Annotated in this window: 17 protein-coding genes and 1 pseudogene; 7 read left to right on the top strand and 11 right to left on the bottom strand. The window is 41.1% G+C overall.

Annotated features, from left to right (window positions below):
* Positions 1-33: 33 nt before the first annotated feature.
* The 6 genes from RS130_RS06195 to nudF all read right to left on the bottom strand — a co-directional run bounded on the left by RS130_RS06195 (position 34) and on the right by nudF (position 5,864).
* Positions 34-1,320, bottom strand: coding sequence for a hypothetical protein (locus RS130_RS06195; protein WP_316025235.1), 1,287 nt, complete (start codon positions 1,318-1,320; stop codon positions 34-36).
* Positions 1,321-1,358: 38 nt separating this feature from the next.
* Positions 1,359-3,248, bottom strand: coding sequence for a DNA topoisomerase IV subunit B (gene parE, locus RS130_RS06190; protein ID WP_316025234.1), 1,890 nt, complete (start codon positions 3,246-3,248; stop codon positions 1,359-1,361).
* Between the two features lie 84 nt (positions 3,249-3,332).
* The gene (locus tag RS130_RS06185) at positions 3,333-3,911 is read right to left on the bottom strand and encodes a YqiA/YcfP family alpha/beta fold hydrolase (protein WP_316025233.1); all 579 of its coding nucleotides are present in this window, start codon (positions 3,909-3,911) and stop codon (positions 3,333-3,335) included.
* 2 nt (positions 3,912-3,913) lie between these two features.
* Complete coding sequence (locus tag RS130_RS06180) at positions 3,914-4,663, bottom strand: metallophosphoesterase (protein WP_316025232.1); 750 nt, start codon at positions 4,661-4,663, stop codon at positions 3,914-3,916.
* A gap of 135 nt (positions 4,664-4,798) precedes the next feature.
* Positions 4,799-5,245, bottom strand: a complete 447-nt coding sequence (locus RS130_RS06175) for a DUF1249 domain-containing protein (protein WP_316025231.1) — start codon at positions 5,243-5,245, stop codon at positions 4,799-4,801.
* Positions 5,238-5,864: an ADP-ribose diphosphatase gene (gene nudF, locus RS130_RS06170; protein WP_316027987.1), complete on the bottom strand. Its 627-nt coding sequence runs from the start codon at positions 5,862-5,864 to the stop codon at positions 5,238-5,240. Before nudF ends, RS130_RS06175 begins: the two co-directional genes overlap by 8 nt.
* Positions 5,865-6,196: 332 nt before the next feature.
* Between nudF and tolC the strand changes: the two genes are divergently transcribed.
* The 5 genes and pseudogenes from tolC to RS130_RS06145 all read left to right on the top strand — a co-directional run bounded on the left by tolC (position 6,197) and on the right by RS130_RS06145 (position 12,033).
* Positions 6,197-7,495, top strand: a complete 1,299-nt coding sequence (tolC, locus tag RS130_RS06165; RefSeq protein WP_316025230.1) for an outer membrane channel protein TolC — start codon at positions 6,197-6,199, stop codon at positions 7,493-7,495.
* A 744-nt stretch (positions 7,496-8,239) separates the two neighbouring features.
* The gene (locus RS130_RS06160; protein ID WP_316025229.1) at positions 8,240-8,494 is read left to right on the top strand and encodes a DUF4212 domain-containing protein; all 255 of its coding nucleotides are present in this window, start codon (positions 8,240-8,242) and stop codon (positions 8,492-8,494) included.
* Positions 8,494-10,231, top strand: a pseudogene (locus RS130_RS06155) (sodium:solute symporter family protein). Before RS130_RS06160 ends, RS130_RS06155 begins: the two are co-directional and overlap by 1 nt.
* Positions 10,232-10,409: 178 nt before the next feature.
* Positions 10,410-10,847, top strand: a complete 438-nt coding sequence (locus RS130_RS06150) for a hypothetical protein (RefSeq protein ID WP_316025228.1) — start codon at positions 10,410-10,412, stop codon at positions 10,845-10,847.
* Between the two features lie 376 nt (positions 10,848-11,223).
* Complete coding sequence (locus tag RS130_RS06145) at positions 11,224-12,033, top strand: ion transporter (protein ID WP_316025227.1); 810 nt, start codon at positions 11,224-11,226, stop codon at positions 12,031-12,033.
* A gap of 706 nt (positions 12,034-12,739) precedes the next feature.
* On the opposite strand, the gene RS130_RS06140 is transcribed toward RS130_RS06145, so the two are convergent.
* Genes RS130_RS06140 through RS130_RS06130 form a run of 3 tightly spaced genes read right to left on the bottom strand, consistent with a single transcriptional unit; the run spans position 12,740 to position 16,789 of the window.
* On the bottom strand, positions 12,740-13,612 hold the full coding sequence (locus RS130_RS06140) for a tetratricopeptide repeat protein (RefSeq protein ID WP_316025226.1): 873 nt from the start codon (positions 13,610-13,612) through the stop codon (positions 12,740-12,742).
* The gene (gene prsT, locus RS130_RS06135; RefSeq protein ID WP_316025225.1) at positions 13,613-15,508 is read right to left on the bottom strand and encodes an XrtA/PEP-CTERM system TPR-repeat protein PrsT; all 1,896 of its coding nucleotides are present in this window, start codon (positions 15,506-15,508) and stop codon (positions 13,613-13,615) included.
* A 42-nt stretch (positions 15,509-15,550) separates the two neighbouring features.
* Entirely contained in the window at positions 15,551-16,789 is a 1,239-nt protein-coding gene (locus RS130_RS06130) for a TMEM143 family protein (protein WP_316027986.1), read from the bottom strand.
* A 335-nt stretch (positions 16,790-17,124) separates the two neighbouring features.
* Here RS130_RS06130 and RS130_RS06125 point away from each other — a divergent pair, with 335 nt between their 5' ends.
* Both RS130_RS06125 and cysG read left to right on the top strand, forming a co-directional pair.
* Complete coding sequence (locus tag RS130_RS06125; RefSeq protein ID WP_316025224.1) at positions 17,125-18,861, top strand: DEAD/DEAH box helicase; 1,737 nt, start codon at positions 17,125-17,127, stop codon at positions 18,859-18,861.
* Between the two features lie 246 nt (positions 18,862-19,107).
* Positions 19,108-20,493, top strand: coding sequence for a siroheme synthase CysG (gene cysG, locus RS130_RS06120; RefSeq protein ID WP_316025223.1), 1,386 nt, complete (start codon positions 19,108-19,110; stop codon positions 20,491-20,493).
* Positions 20,494-20,695: 202 nt separating this feature from the next.
* Here cysG and RS130_RS06115 read toward each other — a convergent pair whose 3' ends face one another.
* Both RS130_RS06115 and RS130_RS06110 read right to left on the bottom strand, forming a co-directional pair.
* Entirely contained in the window at positions 20,696-21,217 is a 522-nt protein-coding gene (locus tag RS130_RS06115) for a cohesin domain-containing protein (RefSeq protein WP_316025222.1), read from the bottom strand.
* A gap of 21 nt (positions 21,218-21,238) precedes the next feature.
* Complete coding sequence (locus RS130_RS06110; RefSeq protein ID WP_316025221.1) at positions 21,239-24,109, bottom strand: right-handed parallel beta-helix repeat-containing protein; 2,871 nt, start codon at positions 24,107-24,109, stop codon at positions 21,239-21,241.
* Positions 24,110-24,388: the final 279 nt, after the last annotated feature.

Below are 24,388 nucleotides of genomic sequence, written 5' to 3'. Positions count from 1 at the left end.
CTGTTTACAGCAATCAACATTAACTATATCGTCTTATTCAAGTACGTTATGTATAGGTAAACTACTCACTCTTCTATTAATTTCGGTTACCATTTGGCTATAAGCTGGGCTGTCAACTTCACTAAACTGTTCGGTGAATTCCGTCTTATTTAGTCCTTCAGGTAGTCCTTTTAACGAAGGAAAAAAGTTGCTTTCTGTTGTTTGGCCTGCCAATACTTCTTGTAGCTTTAGAGCTGTATTTGGATCAGTCGCTGAAATAGCAAATTCTACCCCAGCCACATCGGCAGCCAAATCAATAAAGCTATAACCTGACCCTCCTTCACCTCTATCCATTAATTCTTTAAATTCACCAATGGCAATACTCAAACCTTGCTCGGAGATAATTTTAATCGCTGCAGAAAAGATGAAGTGTTGATTTAAGTCATTTCTAAAGCCCAACATAGGAATCGCACTAGGCACAGCGATTTGTCCTTTAACTGGTTGCACGTCACCGACAAAATTAGCAAATCGGTAGTGGCCAGCATAGATGGCCAACGCCATAATCGCCGCTTCGTTCTCTTTTGCTGCGGTGTCAAATGTCGAACGCTGTTTAACAATCGAAAATAAAGGTCCCATGAATTTGGCAAGTGATTGCGGAGTAGTCTTATGACTCACTTCAAACATAGTCAATTCTCGCAAATAAAATGCGGTACGCTGGCGAAGTTCTTTATCGCCGCCATCCACATTTTGCTTAACAAGCTTTAGCTCCTTTAAAAAGTGATCTAGCGGCCTGACCGACAATACCAATTTTTTCTTAGACATAGCGACAGACTCTACTTGGTCGACAAATTGCTTCGCAATGTCACTATTTGTATACCAATTAGCTAAGGTAACCACAGTCGAAAGTGCTAAATTTCCCGGAATGGAAAACGGCCCTACATTGACATGTTCGACAATAACGCCATTGCCCGGTTTTACTACAATATCAATATTGATATATCGACCAAAAGGATTAGACGGTAAAGCGTAACTGGCCAGCAGTTGCGACGAATCGGGGTTAATCTTAACTTGGCCTTGAATAGGTTTATGAGCTCTTTGTGCGAAGCCCACTAAGCTATTTAATTGATTTTCGGTAATAGCGATTTTTTGTTTACTGTCTTTATTTTTAACACTATCACTAATTTGTGTCATCAACCTTTTGACTGACTCAGCTTGGTTTACTTGCTGTGCACTTTGTGTTTTTAAAATAGGAGTGGATTCTAAGGCAAACAAAAATACGCCAACAACAACAATGAACAGCAATAGCACGATAACCAATAGGTATTTAAACAACTTAAACAACAGAGTTTCCTTCTAATAATTTTTGCGACTAATAACGGTTAAACAACCGCCATGTTACCTTTTGATTCAAGCCACTCTTTGCGATCAGACGCTCTCTTTTTAGCGAGCAACATATCCATGGTTTCTAACATTTGCTCGGGTTCGTCAGATACCAATTGAACTAATCTACGCGTGTTAGGATCCATAGTGGTCTCACGCAATTGTAATGGATTCATTTCGCCCAGACCTTTAAAGCGCTGAACGTTAACTTTTCCGCGTTTTTTCTCAGCCGCTATACGATCTAAAATGCCCTCTTTTTCACTTTCATCTAAGGCGTAATAGACCTCTTTGCCGATATCAATTCGAAACAATGGAGGCATCGCCACATACACATGCCCAGTATTTACCAAGGTTCTAAAATGTTTAACAAATAGCGCGCAGAGCAAGGTAGCAATGTGTAAGCCATCAGAATCGGCATCTGCCAAAATACATATTTTATCGTATCGTAAACCAGATAAATCATCAGAATCTGGGTCAATTCCTAAAGCCACCGAGATATCATGAATCTCTTGAGAGGCGAGGACTTGCGATGAGTCCACTTCCCAACTATTCAGAATTTTTCCACGTAACGGCATAATGGCTTGGAAATCTCGGTCTCTTGCCTGCTTCGCCGAGCCACCAGCAGAATCCCCTTCTACTAAGAACAATTCAGAGCGAGTCGTGTCTTGGGTAGAACAATCGGTTAATTTTCCAGGTAAAGCTGGCCCTTGAGTGATTTTTTTACGGGCGACTTTCTTGCTTTGGCGCAAACGAGTTTGTGCATTGTTAATACACATTTCTGCTAATTGTTCGGCTACGTCCGTATGTTGATTTAGCCATAAACTAAACGCATCTTTGACCACGCCAGACACAAATGCAGCCGCTTGGCGTGAAGATAAACGTTCTTTAATTTGCCCTGCAAATTGCGGATCTTGCATTTTAGTAGACAAAATATAACTACAACGATCCCAGATATCTTCTGGCGTGAGCTTTACCCCTCTAGGAAGTAGGTTTCTAAATTCACAAAACTCACGCATTGACTCCAAAAGCCCTTGTCGTAAACCGTTTACATGGGTTCCGCCCTGAGCGGTGGGAATGAGATTCACATAGCTTTCGGTGACCATTTCACCGCCTTCAGGCAACCACATAACGGCCCAGTCAGCGGCTTCAGTATTGCCGACAAGACTGCCAACAAAAGGTACATCTTCCGGCAATGTCACATATTCTTTCACAGACTGATGCAAGTAATCACGAAGACCGTCTTCAAAATACCATTCAGTCGTTTCGTTGCTAATTTTATTATCAAATCGAATGCGCAAACCTGGGCACAATACTGCTTTAGCTCTCAGTATATGCATCATTTTAGTCACTGAAAATTTGGCAGAATCAAAATATTGTGGGTCGGGCCAAAAATGCACTTTTGTACCAGTGTTACGTTTACCACAGGTATCGACTATGGCCAACTCTTGCACCTTATCGCCATTTTCAAAAGCAATTTGATGAACATTGCCATCGCGACGAATGTTTACCTCAACTCGCTTAGACAAAGCATTCACGACCGAAATGCCTACACCGTGAAGACCACCGGAAAACTGATAGTTTTTGTTCGAAAACTTCCCGCCAGCATGTAACTTGGTCATAATTAACTCGACCCCAGAAATTCCTTCCTCAGGGTGAATATCTACTGGCATACCGCGACCATCATCGGTCACTTCAAGAGACTGGTCGGTGTGCAACACCACACGAATTGAGCTTGCAAAGCCACCAAGCGCTTCATCGACGCTATTGTCGATAACTTCTTGACTCAAGTGGTTTGGGCGAGTGGTATCGGTATACATCCCGGGACGTCTTTGTACAGGCTCTAACCCGTTTAAGACTTCGATGGCATCTGCGTTATATTGATTTGTCATAGTTTTTATATAGTATTCGAAGTAGCTGAATGTAAATAAGCCGAGGAAATGCCCTCGCTAAAGTTATGTTATACCAAGCTTCATTTAGTCTTGCAGTAGAAACCTAAAAATATCTGGTAAGAATCGTTCAAAATTTTGAAAGCTATGATCCCCACCTTGCTCTATTTCCATTTTATGCCCCTGATATTTGTGCTCTGCTTGCCGGTAATCTAACGTCTCATCAGCTGTTTGTAACAACAACCAATATTGACTATTAATATTTTCCAAAGGAGTATCTAGTGCTTTTAGTTCAGCAATGTGCTTTTGCTCCAATAAAAAGGTCTCTTTGGTATATGGGTTAACATGCTCGCCTAAAAAACCTTCCAATAATTCAAAAGGTCTAACTGCAGGATTGATCAAAACAGCCTTTCCAGCATACTTTTCACACATGCTAGTCGCTAAGAACCCGCCTAAAGAACTACCTATAAAACGTAGTTTTTTATCAGGGTATTTGGCAATAATCTGCTCAATTGTTGCAGCCGCCTGTTTAGGGTAATTGCCTAAGCTGGGTATTTCTAAGGTCAACTGCGGGTAATGTGATTTTACAAACTCAAGCGTCTGCATCGCTTTATGAGATTGAGGCGAACTTAAAAAGCCATGTAAATAAATAACTATATATTGCAATTTTAGACACTCGCTAAACGTTGTACTGAAGTATTAACTTGCCCATTTTCGGATAGATTAATGACTCTAAACCCTGAACTAAGTTCACTCACGGCAAATGATGGTTCGGCGGCCCACTGCCAACATGTAGCTGGGCATGCCAGGTATTTCACCCCTTTTTTATTGGTTTCTAAATCATTATGAATATGTCCATAAACAACAGCTTTAACCTTGGGGAATTGTTCAATTAGATTGATAAATTCAGCGCGATTTAACCACTCATGTTTATCCATCCAAAAGCCACAGGAAACAGGGTGATGATGCACAGCCAGCAAGTGATACTTATCGGGGTTATCTGTTAGGTGTGCGGCTAATCGGTTTAAGTCACCCTCTGCGACATATCCCAAAGCACCTTGATAGTGAGAGCTCATCAGGTGCAATTGCCACTGGCTAGTCCCCAAGTTAAGGGGCGAATTATGCCATAAACACTGCGCTGGAAATTGCGTGACGAGCAACTCAGGAAGATCATGATTGCCTGGAATAATTGAATAAGGGCATTGGATATTAGCGGCGGCTAGCAACTGTTTAAAATGCTGGTAACTGGCCTTTGAGTGGTCTCCACTGATGTCTCCAGTTACCAATAAATAGTCGGGTTTGTGAGCAATGACCTCTATCAATATTCTGGCTAAACTGTTGTATGGGTTAATATGATTGTAACCAAGCTTATTTTTATCTGCGAATAAATGACAATCTGAAATTTGAATAACTTTCATACATTACCCAAATCGTTGGACATACATTGCCGCGATAGTTCGGCCACCGTTAATGAGTTTAGCCACGCTAAGCGTTTGGGGCGTATAAATTCGGCTAGCAAAGAAGCTATTTCTGCAATGCAGAAGATAAAAAAGCTAATCAACTTGGTAAGTCACAACTTGTTTATTTTGACTAATACAAAACTCTAACCATTCAGCTAAAAACTGATTGACCATCTCTTTTTCATTCTTTTGATACATCTTTATATTCGGGTAACGATAGCTAGGCTTAAGTGAGCCAATATTTTGCGCACTGGTTACTTCGGCCATTTGTGCATCATGATATAACCTCACCTGTACCACTGGACGCAAAAATTCAAATCCAGCCACACTTCTTTGGGACATTTCTAGCGTACTGGTATATCGACTGCATTCAATAATTTTAATGGTGTATTGCAACGTATCATTCACTTCAAATTGGTAATGCAAATCTGCGGTATCACAGTCTGGTAAAAGCCTTAATAGCCACCCATAGTTCAGCTCACACACTTGGTGCATGTTTGCTAGCTTAGGTACATATTTTCGACTCAATACATTACTCATTTAACCAACTTTCCGTTACTTTTTCTTTATTCAATGCGAACCATTGCAGTGCGATTAGCGTAGCAGCGTTGTCTACTACCCCTTGTTCAATCCACTCAAGTCCTTGCTGAACGGGTACTCGGTGCACTAAAATATCTTCTCCTTCATATTCTAAACCATGCACACCTTGTGCCTGTGTCGCATCGACTTCACCTACAAAAATATGCAGTCTTTCAGTGGTGCCACCGGGACTAGATAAATAGCTTAGCGCTTTTGTCAGGTGTTTTATTTCCACCCCCGCCTCTTCAAGGGATTCTCGTCGACAAACATTTTCAGCCGTTTCGCCTTCATCAATAATACCCGCTACGACTTCAATTAACCAAGGTGATTCTGAGGTAGCCACCGCACCCATTCGAATTTGTTCAATCAACACAAACTCTTCTAAAACTGGGTCATAAAGTAAAACAGCAATGGCATGGCCGCGCTCGAATATCTCCCGCTCTATTACCTTGCTCCAGCCACCTTTATATAGTTTGTGCTTAAAGGCGTACTTAACCATATTAAAAAACCCACTATACAATGGCTCCCTTTTTAATATTTTTATATCTTGCTGGCCAAAGCGTTGAATTTCATCAGTGATTTTTGTCAAAATGGTTCCTTATGGATGCTAGGTCACTCTAATACTGACATTGTACCTGAATCAAAATCAAAGGCAGTAAATTCATCGGACAATTGACAAACAACTCAAGGTTTTCAATGGATAACAATATACCCACTTAGCCAATAGTTAAGCTCATCAACAAATTAACAGATTAAACCAATTCATTACTTCTTTATTTTTCACACATTCTGTTACACTTGTGGGCCTTGTGTTACGACAAATAATTGTTAGTCATCACTTGATTTGCATAGACTTTAACTACAGACAGAATATTCGCGCTAGATCGGATAAGTAAATACATAGGACGACAAATGAAAAAGACACTTTTATCACTTTTGATAAGTGTAGGCATTACATCAACTGCTTATGCTGATTCACTATTTGAAGTTTATCAACAAGCTTTAGAAAATGACCCCGCAACATTACAATCAAAAGCGAATAAAGAAGCCGCATTTGTTAATATAGACATAAGCCGTGCCAGTCTGTTACCACAGATATCTGCTTCACTATCAGCCGGAAAAACCTATTACAGGGGCGAAAATAATGTCTCGTCAAATGGCGCAAGTATTAGCCTCAGCCAAAGTATTTACGACCAATCAAACTGGATAGCCGTTGACCGAGCCGAATTAGTCGCCAGTAGAGCGGATACTATTTACGCTCAATCTATGCAAAATCTAATTGTACGTACAGTGAGTAGTTACTTTAATACCTTGCAGGCAAAAGATGATCTAGCTTTTGCTAAAGCAGAAAAGCGCGCCATTGAACGCCAATTAGAACAAACTAAACAAAGATTCAATGTTGGACTCACTGCAGTTACCGATGTGCACGAAGCACAAGCTCAATATGATACATCTGTCGCGTCAGAAATAAGTGCAGAGAACGCGGTTGAAACTAGCCTAGAAGCGTTACGAGAAATAACCGGTCGTTATTACTCGTCATTGAACGTGCTTAACACAAATACTTTCTCCGCCGCGATGCCCGCCCCAGCTGATATCAACGATTGGTTAAAGCTAGCAGATGAATTGAATTTAGAACTAGTGGCGGCCAACACTAGTGTGGACATAGCCAAATTCGATATTTCGAATGCCCGCTCTGGACACTTACCTACTGTTAGCTTAAGTGCCAGTGCTAATTCGGATGACAACATGCCATTAGATACTGACGATCGCAGTAATCGCTACGGTGTAGGAATCAATGTTTCGATCCCAATTTACAATGGTGGCAGAATAACGGCCAACGTCGACTCAGCGAGATACAGTTATGTTGCAAATAGTGAAGAGCGAGAACGCATTCACAGATCGGTTATTCGTAGTGTACGTTCTAATTTCAATGATGTTAAAGCCTCAATCGCTCGGATCAAGGCTTTTGAACAGGCGGTGATATCGGCTGAAAGTGCGTTAAATGCAACAGATGCGGGTTTTGAAGTAGGAACGCGTACCATTGTTGATGTATTAAATAGCACCCGAAATTTATTCGATGCCAGACGTAACTTGTCTAGTGTTCGATATGGCTATATTACCAGTGTTATGCAATTAAAATTAGCCGCTGGCAAACTATCGGCTCAAGATGTAAGAGATATAGATGCAGCCTTAATTGCTGAAACAAATTAATTTACTGCAATCATTGTCAGTGGCGTCAAGCCTCGGCGGATAAAGGCAGCATACGCTGCCTTTTTTATGCTTGTGCCAATCTGCGGCCGTTTATCGAGGGCTTACATAATTTACATTAACTCTTTTAGTTTAATCTTCCCTGATTTTTATTGCACCAAAAGTAGTTCATTGTCCATATCTATAGCGAGTACCAATCCACAATGATAAGTAACCTGAGCTTTTGATAAGCCTAGCCTTTCGATAACGCTCATTTTGCATGAACGCTTTGAATGAATAACTCGTTATTCAACAAAAAGTCAGTTCTCTTTCGAATTTGAGCAGCACAGAGTAAGCCTATTTAACACTCGCCTCAAAGGAATGCTCGAGCGGCTTTTGCTCTATGTTCACAGCAATTGAAAGGGAACAGCCCTCCCTTCATACCGACGCCTTGTTTAAAAGCCGCTGGATGTCTTTTGAGAAAGCACTTATCTATACCAATTGGGATAACATACCCCTAACGGATATGAGTGACCATAACCAACAAGTCAACAGGGACCTAAGACCTAGCTGATAACTCCGCAAAAAACAAAAGCTTACTAGTGTTGAATAGCGTTAAAAATATGTATAAATTGTTGCTAATTATTTAAATTTAATTTCCAACAGGCTATTGATGTATCCATAATCAAATTTACCCCTAATAAAGATTTTTCCAACACTAAACGAGGTTATGGCTACAAAACATTACGCCGCTACTAGGAGAATGGTATGCAAAAGAAAACAACATATTGGCAGGAAAACCTGCGGCTAATAGCAATATGTTTGGTCATTTGGTTTGTCGTATCATTTGGCTTTGGTCTGTTATTGGTAGAGCCACTAAACGAGTTTCGCCTTGGTGGATATAAACTAGGATTCTGGTTCGCTCAGCAAGGTTCAATATACACTTTTGTTGCTTTGATTTTTTGGTACGGCTACAAAATGAACAAGCTCGACAAAAAGTATAAAGCCGAGGAAGAATCATAATGGATGAGTTAAAACTATATACTTATATCGCGGTATTCGGTTCATTTTCTATCTACTTCGGTATTGCCTTGGTGGGCGCGGGCCGCTTCCACTAGTGATTTTTATGTTGCTGGCGGCGGGGTTACTCCTATGCAAAACGGCATGGCTATCGGTGCTGACTGGATGAGTGCCGCATCGTTTATCTCTATGGCTGGACTAATTGCCTTTTTAGGATATGGCGGTTCCGTTTTCTTGATGGGATGGACCGGTGGTTATGTGTTATTGGCCATGCTACTCGCGCCTTACATGCGTAAGCATGGCAAGTTCACCGTTCCTGAATTTATTTCTGACCGCTATTATTCAAAAACAGCACGTATTGTTGCTGTGGTTTGTTTAATTCTGGCTTCATTGACTTATATTATTGGTCAAATGAAAGGCGTAGGTGTCGCCTTTTCGCGCTTTTTAGAAGTTGACTATGGTGTAGGGCTAGGCATAGGTATGGCGGTAGTATGGTTCTATGCTGTATTGGGTGGTATGAAAGGCATTACTTACACCCAAATAGCTCAATATGTGGTACTCATTTTTGCTTATACCATCCCAGCTATCTTTATCTCTTTTCAGCTCACAGGTAACCCTATTCCACAATTAGGTTTAGGCTCTACCTTAGCGGATGGCAGCGGCGTTTACCTGTTAGACAAATTAGATTTAGTGGTGACTGAGCTAGGTTTTAAGGAATACACCACCAGTAACATGAATGGCTCACTTGATATGTTCGCATACACTATGTCATTGATGATTGGTACTGCTGGTTTACCCCATGTCATTATGCGTTTCTTCACCGTTCCTTCGGCTCAAGCCGCCCGCTCTTCAGCAGGCTACGCACTCATATTCATCGCATTGCTATATACAGTTGCTCCCGCGGTTGGCGCAATGGCCCGCTTAAACTTAATGAATACCATTGAACCAACCGCAGGCCAACACTTAGAATATGAAAAACGTCCGCAGTGGTTTAAAGATTGGGAGAATACTGGCCTATTGGAGTTTGAAGACAAAAATGGCGACGGTAAAATTCAGTATTCAGCTGACGCTACTACCAATGAAATGGTCAAAGTTGATAATGACATTATGGTGCTAGCCAACCCTGCTATAGCTAATTTACCCAACTGGGTGATTGCTTTGGTGGCTGCCGGTGGATTAGCCGCTGCACTGTCTACTGCTGCCGGATTACTGCTGGCTATTTCCTCCTCTATTTCACATGACTTGATGAAGGGCGTGCTGACGCCAGATTTATCAGAGAAAAACGAGTTAATGGCGGGACGAATAGTGATGACACTGGCTATTTTAGTCTCGGGGTATTTGGGGCTGCATCCGCCCGGATTTGCCGCAGGCACGGTGGCACTGGCCTTTGGTTTGGCGGCATCATCAATCTTTCCTGCACTCATGATGGGTATTTTCTCTAAAACAATGAGCGGCGCTGCTGCAGTAGCGGGTATGTGTTCAGGGATCGGTATCACCATGCTTTACGTGTTCCAACACAAAGGGATTATGTTTATACCCGGTACATCATTCCTAGGGGATATGGCACCCAATTGGTTCTTCGGCATATCACCCAATGCGTTTGGTGTGGTCGGTGCAATTGTTAATTTTGCCGTAGCCTTTATCGTCTTGAAATTTACTGGTCCTGCACCAGCTAAAATTCAGGACTTAGTAGAAAACATGCGTAGCCCTGGTGGTGTCGGCGCAGTTAGCAACCACTAAACAACCTGAATCCTGGGTAAGCCAGCACTCAGGTTAAATATGGTGATAGTTAGTAAGGCGTGAACTTTGTTAACAATTAGTCGAGGCTAAAGAGAAACTCTTTAGCCTTTGTTTTTTAACAAGATAAATAGAAATCAGTTAGCATGCTAACAATAGCTAGTCTAAAAAAGATAGAACAATGAACAAACATACTAAAACTGCCTTTTTGGTAGCGCCTATTTTAGCCGTGATTGGCTATATAGCCGCCGACTATTATGTTGAAGACCAAGCGCAAGAAGAGAAAATCATTCAGTTAGACCCACCTAACAACTGTGACGTAATTAATCAAAACTGTATTTTAAGATCGGGTAATTTCGAAGTGAATGTTTTTGACAAAGATCTGTTCACGACAGTCAACTCAACATTTCCACTAGATAGCGCGACTTTATTTTTGGTTGACGAAAATAACGTGCAAACCCCTTATCCACTGGGCATGATGCAAAGCCCTTACTATTGGCATACGCAAACTAATTTACGAAAACTAGTAAGTAATCCGGGACAACGTTATAAGCTTCGACTGATACTAAATATTAAAGGCGGTCGCTATATTTCAGAATTTTACACACACACCCAGTAATACCAGAGCGCAATAAATAGCGGACACTTTTTGATTTGTAGCAACAGTACATAACAAAACAGTATTGAATAAGGCTGTATTAGTGAAAAAACTGGCATGCCATCAGAATGGATGGTATTCATCACTATCTACCCAGGGTGTTTATACTACCCCTTCTCGCACTTTACTGCTGAAACCTATACAGAAATAACACTTTTGTCACGCTCTATAGCTCTACTCTTGCCGTAAAAGAACATTCGCCATGTACAAAATTTTCACCACAAAGTACATCTGCGCCTACCTTTATGTCAGCCATTGTGTAAAAACAACATTCCTATATTGACTCTTGCAACCAAATCACTAATCTATCGCCGTTAATTACTTATCTATAAAGCCCATGAAAACATCAACACTAAACAATACATTCGTTCGCATTCGCAGTAATAAACTATTTGAAATTTTTGTGGTTACCGTGATTATTTTTTCTGCATTGTTAGTAGGAGCGAAAACCTACCCAATGTCTAGCACTATGTTACTAGTGACTAAATTTTTGGATTGGTTTATTAGCGGTTTCTTTTTAACTGAAGTCACCATTCGCTTTTTAGCCGAGCATAAAAAACGTGATTTTTTTAAAAGCTTTTGGAATGTATTTGATACCGTCATAGTCGTTGTTAGTTTAATTCCAGCAGACGATGCCGAATTAGCAGTGATTGCACGACTAGTCAGAGTATTTCGCGTATTGCGAATGATTTCAATCATTCCTGAGTTACGCATACTACTGGTATCTTTAGTCAAAGCGCTGCCTCAGCTTGGCTATGTCATGTTACTGATGTTCATCATTTTTTATATCTATGCCGCCATCGGCAGCACCTTATTTGCCGAAATCAATCCCGATTTATGGGGTCACATTACAATTTCGTTATTAACCTTATTCCGCGTGATGACCTTCGAAGACTGGACAGATGTAATGTACGAAACCATGGAGGTATACCCTTTAAGCTGGGTTTTCTATTTAACCTTTATATTTTTCACCGCATTCGCATTCTTGAATATGGTGATTGGCATAGTGGTCGGCGTCATGGAGCAAGAAAATGCCAACGCACGGGCTGAAAAACAAGAAGAACAAGGCGAACCGACATTGAAAGAAATTGCCCAGCAAATTGCTAGTTTAGACAAACAACTGAAAGAACTAAAAGCTAAAGACTAATATTGCAATCAAGACACCCATAATGTTGCAATCATGTTGCAATCAAGACACCCATAACCATTCCAACCAATCATGGGTGTCGCGATAAGGTTTACCGATATGGTTTACACGTCAACCACAAAGCCGTCATTCCTGCATGCCGTTAGCAGGAATCCAACCTCAATCAACCAATACAACTGCAATCAAGACACCCATAACCAGTCCAATCAATCATGGGTGTCCCGATAAGGTCCCGATAAGGTCATCATGGGTGTCCCAATAGGATTTGCCGATAAGGTTTACACGTCAACCACAAAGCCCGTCATTCCTGCATGCCGTTAGCAGGAATCCAACCTAAATCAACCAATACAACTGCCATCAAGACACCCATAACCAGCCCTAGCAATCATGGGTGTCCCGATAAGGCTATGGGTGCCCCAATAGGGTTTGCCGATAAGGTTTACACGTCAACCACAAAGCCCGTCATTCCTGCATGCCGTTAGCAGGAATCCAACCTAAATCAACCAATACAACTGCCATCAAGACACCCATAACCAGCCCAATCAATCATGGGTGTCCCAACAAGGTTATCATGGGTGTCCCGATTAGGTTTACGCATCATCACTTGATGGAAAAACGATTTGGGAAGAAGGGGGTAGCTCAAATCTAAACTAACAGCACCGTTGAAAAATGGATAACTGTCAGCTCAAATTTGAGCTAGTAGGCTTTACTTCAATTGATATTTTGCTTTTAATTCGGCCACTCGCTGAATGGAAACGGGTTCTTTCATCTCTCTTTGCTTCAGTTTTCTTGTCGCTAGAAAGGTTTTTTCTGCCGCTAGAAGTGTTTCAACATAATTCAAATAAATTTCTTCATTTTTCATGGCATCCGTAATCGCTCGTTCGTATAACTCTAGTGCTTTATCAAACTCTCTATCAGTAAATAACACTCGTGCGAGTGTATCTAAAGCAGCAGAATTGTCAGGTTGTAAAGACACGGCTTGTTCGCCGTATTCTTTTGCCTTTTTCAGTTGGCCCGCCTTTAAATGCAAGTACGCTAAGTTGTTAAAGGCGATATAATTATTTGGATTTTGTGCAACTGCTTGCTCATATTGCGCTATCGCAGACGTTACATCGGTACCGATATTTTTCTCTGCCAATAGCATACGGGCAGCTTGGTCGTTTGGTTGTTTCTCAAGATGCTCTTCTAATAATGCAATGCTATTAGCTGTTTGCCCTAACTGAGTGTAAGCAGATACCAGCACTATTAAATTTCTCAGCGAAGATGAGGAGTTGTATGCAACTAGCCCGTTTTCTATCGCTAATTCCGGCTTTTTGTCATTGAGTTGCAACTGTGCCAAGAATCCTTTAACTAGTGGCCTTTCGAGAACGACCTTAGGTAACGCATCATATTCAGATTGCGCCTCTTTGAATTTAGAATTCAATAATAAAAAATGTAAATTCAATAAACGCATTTGCAAATCATCACGATGCTGCAAATATCGCTGAGTAAGCGCCAGCGCGTCGACAAATTTATTCTTGTTATCTAATAAAAGTAACTTACCAATATTCGCATCTTTGCTATTCGGTTCTTTTGCCAATCAGGCATCATAATGATTAGTAGCAGCAGTTACGTCATTCGTTCGAATTAAACTTTGCCCATATGTTTTCCAGTATGCGGTAGGAAGATCCTGCTGCCCCTGTAAACTTTCTAGCAACTTAATAGCGTTAGCATAGTCTTGCTCAGTAACATATACACGTGCTAGCAGTAGACGTAATTGTAAGTTTTGAGGGTCTTGATTGAACGCAGCTTCCATTTTTGCCAATCCAGCGCTGCTATCCCCTTGTTGTTTGCCAAGCAAATAGTTTGTCGCTAAAACCGCTACATTTTGCGGATGCTCAACGAGTAAATCTTCTAGCATTGCGGTAGCTTGGGGAATATTCTTAAGAACTAACTCCACGTTAACTAAAGCCAAAGCGGGTGAGGCATTGTCTGGCGCTATCTCCGCCGCCTTAGTGAATTCTAATTTGGCGTCTGCGTATAGACGCTGCTTGGTATATACTTCGCCCGACAGCATATACGCTCTTATTTCATCAGGCTTCGCCGCCTTCCATTCTTTAGCTAATTTTAGCGCTTTGTCATACTGTTTAGTGGCTAAGTAGGCTTTACCTAAAGTGACTTGCGCCGCTTCGAGCTGAGGAGATTTGGCAACAGCCTCTTCAAGATTAACGATACCGTCTAAGTTATTTAGCGATAACTGCAATAACCCAAGACGAGTTAGATCTTCAGCAGTAGAGCTAAGACCGGTCGAGCGTTCGACGAGTTCTTTAGCCTCATTTTCGAAGCCGCCTTTAAGCAACTCATAACTTGCCTTAGAAAACAAAGACGCATCTTGCTCTGACAACTGGTCTAATCGCTCTAATACGTCTCCTACTTCACTGGTTAAACCTAGCTGCAATTGACTTGCCGCTAACAACTTCAAGCCTGGATGATTATCGGGTAACTGACCAGCCACATATGCGAGATTGCGATTTGCGCTGGCATAATCTTCAATTTGATAAGCAGAATAGCCTGCAATGAGTCTTAGTGTAGGATCGCCAATCCCTCCATTTATCGCAATTTCAGCATGCTTTAGCGCTAGTTCATATTTTTCTTGCGCTGCACATGTTGCCGCTTTTAGCTGGTTGAGTAATGGATTTTTATCGTTAATCTTTAATAACTTATCTATATAAGGTTCAGCCGAGGCCGCCTTACCTGAATCGACCAATAATTTTGCCAACACAAAAGTCGTTTGGGTATCTTCAGGGAAATACTTAACATAATCAGTAAATACTAGAATAGCTTCATCGGTTTGCTTCAATGATAAATGCAATTGCGCTAATAGCTTCAATACTTCTGCATTTTCAGGCGCGAGCTGTTTCAAAGCGTCAACTTCAACTAAGGCTGCGGTAAATTCTCTGTCTATTATTTTCTGATAGGCTAAGGTCAAGCCTTTGAATATCGAATTGGTATCTAAACTCGACAATTCTGCAATCAATTCGCTGGCACTTTTTACCTTATTCAAACGCACCAAAGACAACATTTTGAAATAGCCAATTTCGGCTTGCTCACTTGCCGTCAGGCCAGAGTTCTTGTGCTCTATTTTGCTGATCGCTGAATAGGCACCGGTACTATGATATGCCTGTGTTAGTAGAGGCAATACTTGCGATGCATCATAACCGTAATCTAACGCCCTATTTAATTCCTTTTCCGCGCTTTCAAACTGTTTTTCTTGAATATACAAACGGCCAAGCTCAAATCTAGCAACGGCTGACTTGGGATCTACTTGCAATGCGTTTTTTAACGACAGGATTGCCGCTTTAGAATTTTTATCAGCATTGTATGCCATTGCTTCTTGAATATATTCGTCACTAGATTTTTTACCACATGCAGACACCCCACCCAGGACTATCCCAATCAAGACTAACTTCAAACTAGTTTTGTATATACGTTTCACTATTTATTCCCTAATAATACTTTGGCTATATAATACGCTGACTTAATTAAACTTAAACAGTTGGTCCCAGTTTTCATCTAAAATATTTAACCCTTGTTTAACAGACACCGCCGTGTAATTTTGTTCATTTTCTGTAACCAACCCAAATCGCACTAATTTTGCCAGTGCATCTTCTATCTCAAAATCTAATTGCACATCAAATTTATCGTTAAACCAAACCTCTATGCTATTGTCTAGCTCATCGCGCGACATGGGTGTTTGGTTAGCCAATAAAAAGTAATAGGCTAATATAGACTCTTTACATTCTTCCTCTTCAGCCGAATCAATCAAATGGTGGAATACACCACTATTGTTATCTAGATTTTTGAAATACAGGTTATCGGTTAAAGCTTTCATAAAACTTAACTTTCTATTTTTGAATTTACTCCACTCTTTAAAAATAAAGCCGCCCAACACGCCAAAGCCAGCCCCTAAAGCGACTAGTTGCTGACTACCTATTGTGACTTCTTTATGTGACAGTCCTAACCAATAGCTAATTAATGCAGCCAATAAAACCAAAGAAGCACCTAATTTAGTCACTAATACAATCGCACCACCGACCACGGCAGAACCACCAATTATGACTTTATCAATTGGTCGCATACGCACTTCACTATTAGGAAACAACATTTCTAGATCGGCTTTGGGAATATTTTGAAAAAGCTTAATAACAGTCGAACCCGGCTCAAAATTAACCACATGCTTCTCTTGCTGCTTAAAGTATTCTGCATCTTTAAATTTAATGTATACCGCTACTTTTTCGTAATTAGTGAATTTAATACGTTGTTTCTTAAGACCCCAATACTTGCGAATAACTTCCGTTCTTTCTTGTTCACCACGACGATAGAAAACCACCTCTGCAAAATCATTAAACTCTACCGCTAATCTTACTTTAAATAATGACTCTTCATTAAGGGCTTCTTGCAAATCTGTATCAGTTACTTTTTCAAAATTTGCTGCATTTAATACTTCTATAAAGGTATCAGAAAATTGTTGCTGTTTTTGTTGTAGAAGTTGAGGCGTAGTAGTATCTATCGATATAGTGTCGGAATTTGGCTCAAAAGGGGCGTAACTATCTTTCAAAACCTCTAACTTTTGATGGTATTCGAAGTGTAAAGTGCTGACTAATAGCTGACAAAAAGTAGCAAACTCATGACTTTGTTGCTCCGACATTAAATTTTCATCGATACAGGCCTGGATCAAATCTGTTTTACGCATAGGAATAAATCTATTTTTTTGAATATTTGTTGGCATCTTTTTCCTCAATGCTAAATTTCGCTTCCACCCTCGAACGCAAGAATGTTAATAAAAACCATCACTTTGTTAACAAACAAGTCGGCATTGCGCTTCATTTGCAACATTTCTGACAATAAACTACAAATTTATCCATTATAAAAACACAAAATTGAAAAATATTGCAATTAAACAAAGCATTACATGGAGTAACGAGTAGAAATCGCATATAATTTGACCTTTGAAACCGTGCCGGCTTCGCCTTAAATAATTGTATTACCGATTTTAGAAATTGTATTACCGATTCAAATAATGCTGTGCCTGCCTGTACCCTGGGAACCTTGATGACTACCACATCTGATATTACATTTAGAGATTTAAACCTACCCGAAGAACTGCTACAAGCATTAGAAAAAGTCGGTTATGAAAAACCTACGCCTATTCAAGCTGAAAGTATTCCGATTATTTTAAACGGCCATGACCTTTTAGGTACGGCTCAAACCGGTACTGGTAAAACAGCCGCTTTTGCATTACCCATGTTAGCGAACATTGATCCAGACGATAAAAACACCCAGTTATTGGTGTTAGCACCAACTCGTGAATTAGCGATTCAGGTTGCTGAAGCTTTTCAAGTTTACGCTAGTTTTTCTAAGAAAATTAACGTATTGCCTGTTTACGGTGGTTCATCTTATGACAACCAAATTCGCCAACTAAGACGTGGGGCACAAGTTGTTGTAGGAACACCAGGTCGTGTTATTGACCATATTAAGAAGAACACGCTTAAATTAGATAAATTAAAATTCTTAGTATTGGACGAAGCAGACGAAATGTTACGTATGGGCTTTATCGACGACGTAGAATGGATTTTGAGCCATGCACCTGCACAGCGCCAAACAGCGTTATTCTCAGCGACGATGCCTGACCCTATCCGCAAAATTACTAAGCGTTACTTAAACGATCCTAAACAAGTTAAGATCGAATCTAAAGTGACCACCGCTAGCACAATTCGCCAACGCTACTGCCAAGTTGCAGGCCATCACAAAATGGAAGCTTTGACGCGTATAATGGAAGTTGAAGATTTTGATGGCGCTATTATTTTTGTGCGTACTAAGACTGCCACAATGGAATTAGCTGAAAAGCTATCTGCTCGTGGCTACGCAGTGGAACCGCTAAATGGTGATATCCCTCAAAACTCACGTGAGCGCACCGTTGACCGCCTGAAAAAAGGTAAAATTGATATTCTTGTTGCGACAGACGTTGTGGCGCGAGGCCTAGATGTTGAACGGGTTAGTCACGTTATCAACTTTGACGTACCTTACGATACAGAATCATATGTACACCGTATTGGTCGTACAGGTCGTGCTGGACGTGAAGGTGACGCAATATTGTTTATTTCACACCGTGAAAAACGTATGTTGTTCTCAATCGAGCGCGCCACCAAGCAATCAATCGATGCGATGTCAATTCCATCCATTTCACAACTTAATGAAACTCGCTTGAGCCGTTTCAAAAGCAGTGTCATTGAAGCTATCAGCGATTCATCTATCGAGACATTGATCCCAATCGTTGAATCGATTCAAGCTGAAACTGAAGCGGCACCAGAAGTAATTATGGCTGCGTTAGCTAAAATTGCTCAAGGTGACGAGCCACTTATCCTAAAAGAAAGTGACCGTCCCGACTTAAATTCTCGTCCGCCAAGAAATGATCGTAATGATAGAGGCGATCGTAACGACCGCGGCGGAAGAGAGCGCGGACGTGGCAACGATCGCCCTAAGCGTGACCGCAAGTCTGGTCCACCAAGCGAAGGAATGAAGCGTTATCGTATCGAAGTAGGCCACACTCACGGTGTGAAGCCAGGCAACATAGTTGGCGCCATTGCAAACGAAGCAAATATTAACAGTAAAAACATTGGTGCTATCGAAATCTATGACAATTTCAGTACCGTTGATTTACCCAAAGATATGCCAAGAACAACCCAAGACGTGTTGACTAAAACTCGCGTAGCGGGCAGAAGTTTAGGCCTACGTGAATGGTCAGATCAACCACCTAAAAAACGTGGTAATCCTGACAACCGTAGCTAGTCAAACAGCTAGTATCAAAAAAGGGACTATATTTTAGTCCCTTTTTTATTGGCTAATGCTCCATCCTGAAATATCGTGACATAAAAAGCAGCACTTTATGGAAATATCAAATGGAATTGGTTTGAGGCAATTTATCGTAGCTGTGCTTCTATAGACTGAAAAAACATATATTTGTAGCGATAAGCTGTTTATTCGCCCCAGCATACAAGGCAAAATAGTTATTCAGCCCTTTGAGTTAGAATCAAAATGAAATATTTTCCGATTTTTTTAGACACCACAGATTTATCTTGCCTCGTTGTAGGTGCAGGTGAAGTAGCCGCTCGTAAAGTAGAGTTACTACTCAAGAGTTCAGCTCAAATCACAGTGGTTGCGCCTTGGGCATGTAATACCATTCAAGCGTTAGCTGAAACTGGCAAAATTACCTTGTCTAATAAAGAATATGACGAGTCTGATTTACAAAATATGCAAATGGTGTTCGTCGCCACGAACGACAGCCAACTTAATGTTTCCATACATGACCAAGCCAAGGCTCACAAAATATTAGTCAACGTGGTCGACAACACACCACTGTGCCAATTTATCACGCCTTCGATAGTTGACCGCTCACCTATCACCATAGCGATTAGTAGTGGAGGTGTCGCGCCCGTTTTATTACGTTATTTAAGGCAAAAACTAGAGACGGTCATTCCCCATAAAGTTAGCTTGTTAGGTCAGTTTTCTGAAAGATTTAGAGAAGTAGTTAAGCAGCGCCTACAAACAGTCACCGAACGTCGATACTTCTGGGAAGACGTGCTAGATGGCGATATCGCCGAAAGTGTTTATCAAGGTAACCTACAGAAAGCCGAAGACAAGTTTTTGCAGAAACTTGAAGCGGCAGAAAACACTACCGTCAGCGGCGAAGTATACTTAGTAGGAGCCGGACCGGGTGATCCTGAATTATTAACGTTTAAAGCATTACGCCTGATGCAAAAAGCAGATGTTGTAGTGTACGACCGTTTAGTATCGCCAGAAATTCTCGAAATGGTGCGCCGCGATGCTGAGAAAATTTATGTGGGTAAAGCCAAAAGCGACCATGCCGTGCCTCAAGAAAAAATCAACGAATTACTGGCGAGACTTGCCTTAGAAGGTAATCGAGTTGTGAGGTTAAAAGGTGGTGACCCCTTTATTTTTGGTCGAGGCGGAGAAGAAATCGAAACTCTGATTGAGCACGGTGTTAGCTTTCAAGTGGTACCCGCTATTACCGCGGCTAGTGGCGCTGCCAGTTATTGCGGTATTCCATTGACCCACAGAGATCATTCCAAATCAGTTGTCTTTGCCACCGGCCACTTAAAAGACAACAGTATTAACCTAAACTGGCAAGGGTTAGCCCAACAAGACCAAACCATAGTGTTTTATATGGGCTTAACCGGCTTACCTATTATTTGCAAAAAACTAGTCGAACATGGCCTTGCGGCAGATACCCCAGCAGCGATGATCCAATCAGCTACCACCCCAAGACAAAGAGTTGTGACTGGTACCCTAGAAAATATTCAACAAATCGCAGAACAAGCTGGCATAAAACCACCCACATTGATTATTGTAGGATCAGTGGTGAGTTTACATAAAAAACTCAATTGGTTTGAAGAAAGCTAACACTGCAGAATAAAACAAGGTTAAAGGCACTGACTTATCAAGCCAGTGCCTTTTAGTTTGAGGCTGTACTACTTAACCTGAGTTTTGGATAAGCAGTATCGTTTAAGCTAAGCAATATCAATATAATTCAATAACTTAATATTTTTTTGTCTGAATAAGCTCAGCTACATGTACACTCAACAAGAATTGAATGGAATTAAGACTAAGCCTTGCGACGTATGCCCAATAAAGCTAGGCCAGCTAAAGCAAACAAGCCCGCTGTGCTCGGCGCTGACACAGCCATCGCATTCACTGGCTCCAACATGTAGTCATTCCCTAAAAAGTCAGATAACACGTTACTTTGTAGTGAAAACTCTGTCACACCTGCGCTCGTTCGTTCAAGCTGAAACGAAGCAAACAAAAAGCTCCCTGTCACTGTGCTTTCAAAAGACACAAAACCTAAACCCAGTCCTACTGTATTTGGCACCGCACTAAAGAAATTAAGAAAACCATCATTCGGTAAATCACTTGCTTCTGAGCCACTCACAAAGCTAAATAGGCTATTGTCGAATAGAAACTCAAAGTCGATGGTGTCTACCGCATCCGTAAAGCTCGCTAATAAGCTCACATTCACCGTTTCACCTACCGACACCGAAGGATTATCCAGTTCTATTGAAATCATATTGGCATTCGCTTGAAGACCAATTAACAACATACACGACGCTAACAATTTATATATTCTCATTTTTATTACTCCGTAACATTCTTAGTTAGTGGCACAACGGGCACGTGTACACATGGGTGCAAGCGCTCTTACATCTAACATATTCACCACTTCGTCACCATTGAAATCAAAAGCAAGATCTACTGCCTGTCTACTCAACACTGCTCCCATTAAACCTCGCACATCCATACTGTCCACATCACCATCTTCGTCCCAGTCACCTTGAACCGACGCCGGGGCAGAAAGAATATTGATGCCACGTACTTGAGTATTAGTTGTGGTGCCATCGGATGATGCAATACTGACAAATAAGAAGTAGAAATCACCTTCAGGTAAATCTGCAGTAGGTACAACCCCTGCCAAAGGAATTGCTACTTGAGATATTCCAGACTGGGTACCAATTACACTGCCATCGTTTACTCTGATATCTTCAATCACTTTCCAGTTAGAGTTCATGTGTCTTAGAAAATAACGAATCCCCCCAATATTACCTACTACTGTATTTCCGGTCCCGACTTCATAATTCACAGTGACGTCCATAGTGCCACCCACAAAATAGTCTGTTGTTCTATATTTGTTCGCATCATCTAAACCAAATGATGGGGCAACCCTTGAGTCAGGTAGGATTTTGATTGGACTGGCACTCGCTGTTTTTCTTGTCCCGTCTGATGCTTCAAATATCACAAACAAGTAATAAAATTGATTGTCTGGTAAGTCTTGTGAAGGCACTAAACCTGCAAGAGAGAGGGTTGCCGTAGCCGAACCTGCTCTTTGGCCAATAGCGGTTGCATCTTCCGCAGAAACTTCAGATACCGTTATCCAATCCCCTGTCGTAGTATCAATGGTTCGAAGGTAGAACCTTACCCCGCCTAACACATCAGTAACCTTATGACCTGTACCCGCATCATAATTAACCGATACTTGCATAGAAGAGCCCGCATCATAATCTGTACTTAAATATTCGCCTCTATTATCGAACATGATAGAAGCTGCAACAGGTGGGTGTACCGGCGCACTATTTGGATCAGACAAACAAGTATTGCAGGTATCTTCAATGGCATTAATTCCAGCTGTCCATAGTGTACCACCAGCTTCATAAGCCCCAACATCTGGCGCTGTACCGGCAAATGCTTTATTGAACCCTTCAACATCATCAATAACCCGCCCTGCATCTAATAGTAAAGAAGTGGCATGGGGCATAAAGTCATGACCATCCGCATTAACGAATTGACTCAATGCAGAAATAATATTGCTGTCTAAATCGTAAGCGTCACTACGTATCCAGTCTGCATCAGTACTAAAGTTGTTCCAAACTCTATTGTCTCGAGGATTACGGCCGTTAATCCATTCCCCCATCGCACCTCCAACATCAATAAAGGTGTTGTGATACATGTGGTTATCCCAATTATCCCAATTTAGCTGCAACCCAGTCCAAGGCACATTCCAAACAACATTGTGGTGAACTAAAAAGCCTTTACTGTCGTTATCTAAATAAATACCTGCCATTTTTTGATCATGATAGTCACGGCGCATAGCATCATGAAACCAGTTGTGGTGAACTTCGATATTTCTATTTTCGGTGTTACCAACCGTATAAAACAACCCGCCGTCGTTATTGATCATACCGGCGTAAGACACGTCATTGTAGGCAAACTCATTGTTAAACCCAGACACATAAATTGCATCACGACCAACATGAGATACAGTATTTTTGAGTATTTTTACATTATCGCCATTAGAGCGGATGAGGCTAGCGTGAATACCTAGCGTGTCAAAATAACGAATTTCGTTATTTTGAATAACTGCAAAATCACCGGCGTTCGCCCAGCCAGCAACATGAATACCATTGTTAGAACCATGATGCACAACGTTATTTTCGACTAAATTATGCATACCAATGACATTAATTGAGCCATCAGTAATTGATGCACCTGAATCCGGCGCATAGTTATTACGACGCTGGCTACCATAAGTAACATTTGAGTTAGCGTATCGAATATATCGGCCATTAAGCTTAACGTTACCACCCCAAGCACTAATTCCTTCAACATCTACATGACTACCATTTATCTCTATTGCTCGCTCGCGCGCAGTATATTCGACAGACGAGTCGCTCGGCATACTGCCATCAACTGATTGGAAATAAAGGGTCTGTGTATTCGCATCGTAATGCCATTCACGAGGATGATCTAACAAAGCCAATTTGCCATATACGTAGAATCGACCATAACCACCTTCGAAAAACTCCGCTGGATTATGATTGCTGTATGGCCATCTTGCTACGTTAATCTCAGGAAATACAATTTCTGAAGCGGTATTAGAGGTAATTTGTTTTGTCCAAGAGGTGCCTGAATGCTGCCCTAAATACCACATGTATCCACCAGTTAGATCCACGTCAGGTACGCCACTCACTTTAATACTGCTGGCAGTACTTAATTCATTAATAACATGAGTGTCAATTGTATACGCATCGTTATCCACATCATTTGGCCAGCGAGCAATTTGCATCAATTCGCCATTTTGATAAATATTACGAGACCATTCTGTTATGTCCATATTTACATTTGCAGAATAGATATCACCAGTGTAATGAGTCCAACCAGAGATTTCTTCAGTGGCTTTAATGACAACATTTTCGCCTGTTTTAGCGCGAACAAGTATTGGCGCTTCTGCGGTTCCTGATGCAGTGATTTTCATGGTTTGCCGATAAACGCCACCGCCAACGATAAGGGTATCGCCCGCCACCAAATTGGCATTCGCTTTTTGAAATGTAGCATATGGCGCGATTTCTGAGCCATCATTGTTGGCATCATCTCCGCTGGTATCTACATAGATAGTTTTTGCTGAAGCACCTAGTGAGCAAACCAACGCAAGCACGCTCAAGGTAAACTTTTTCGACGTATTTAATTTCATTACTTTAAAACTCTTCTATTTGAAAGTTAGCTAAAATCTCTATCGCCTTCAAAGCCAATCAAACCACTTAATACAAAAGACATTAGATTGTTAACAATGTTTACACAATAACTTAACAATGTAAAATTATATTTCAAGTAGATTAATTATATATAAATGACAATATGTATGGTTAGAAGTCATGTAATCAAAGCTTCGGAGCATGATTAGTTTTATTAAAGCGGGAGAGAAATAAAACAAGCAGTAAACATGAATTTACTGCTTGTTAATACGTTAACA

Origin of the sequence: Paraglaciecola aquimarina (genome assembly GCF_032464635.1) — a bacterium.
GTDB lineage: Bacteria > Pseudomonadota > Gammaproteobacteria > Enterobacterales > Alteromonadaceae > Paraglaciecola > Paraglaciecola aquimarina.
Note: the sequence above shows the minus strand (reverse complement) of the source record. Positions and strands in the feature narration are given on the sequence as shown.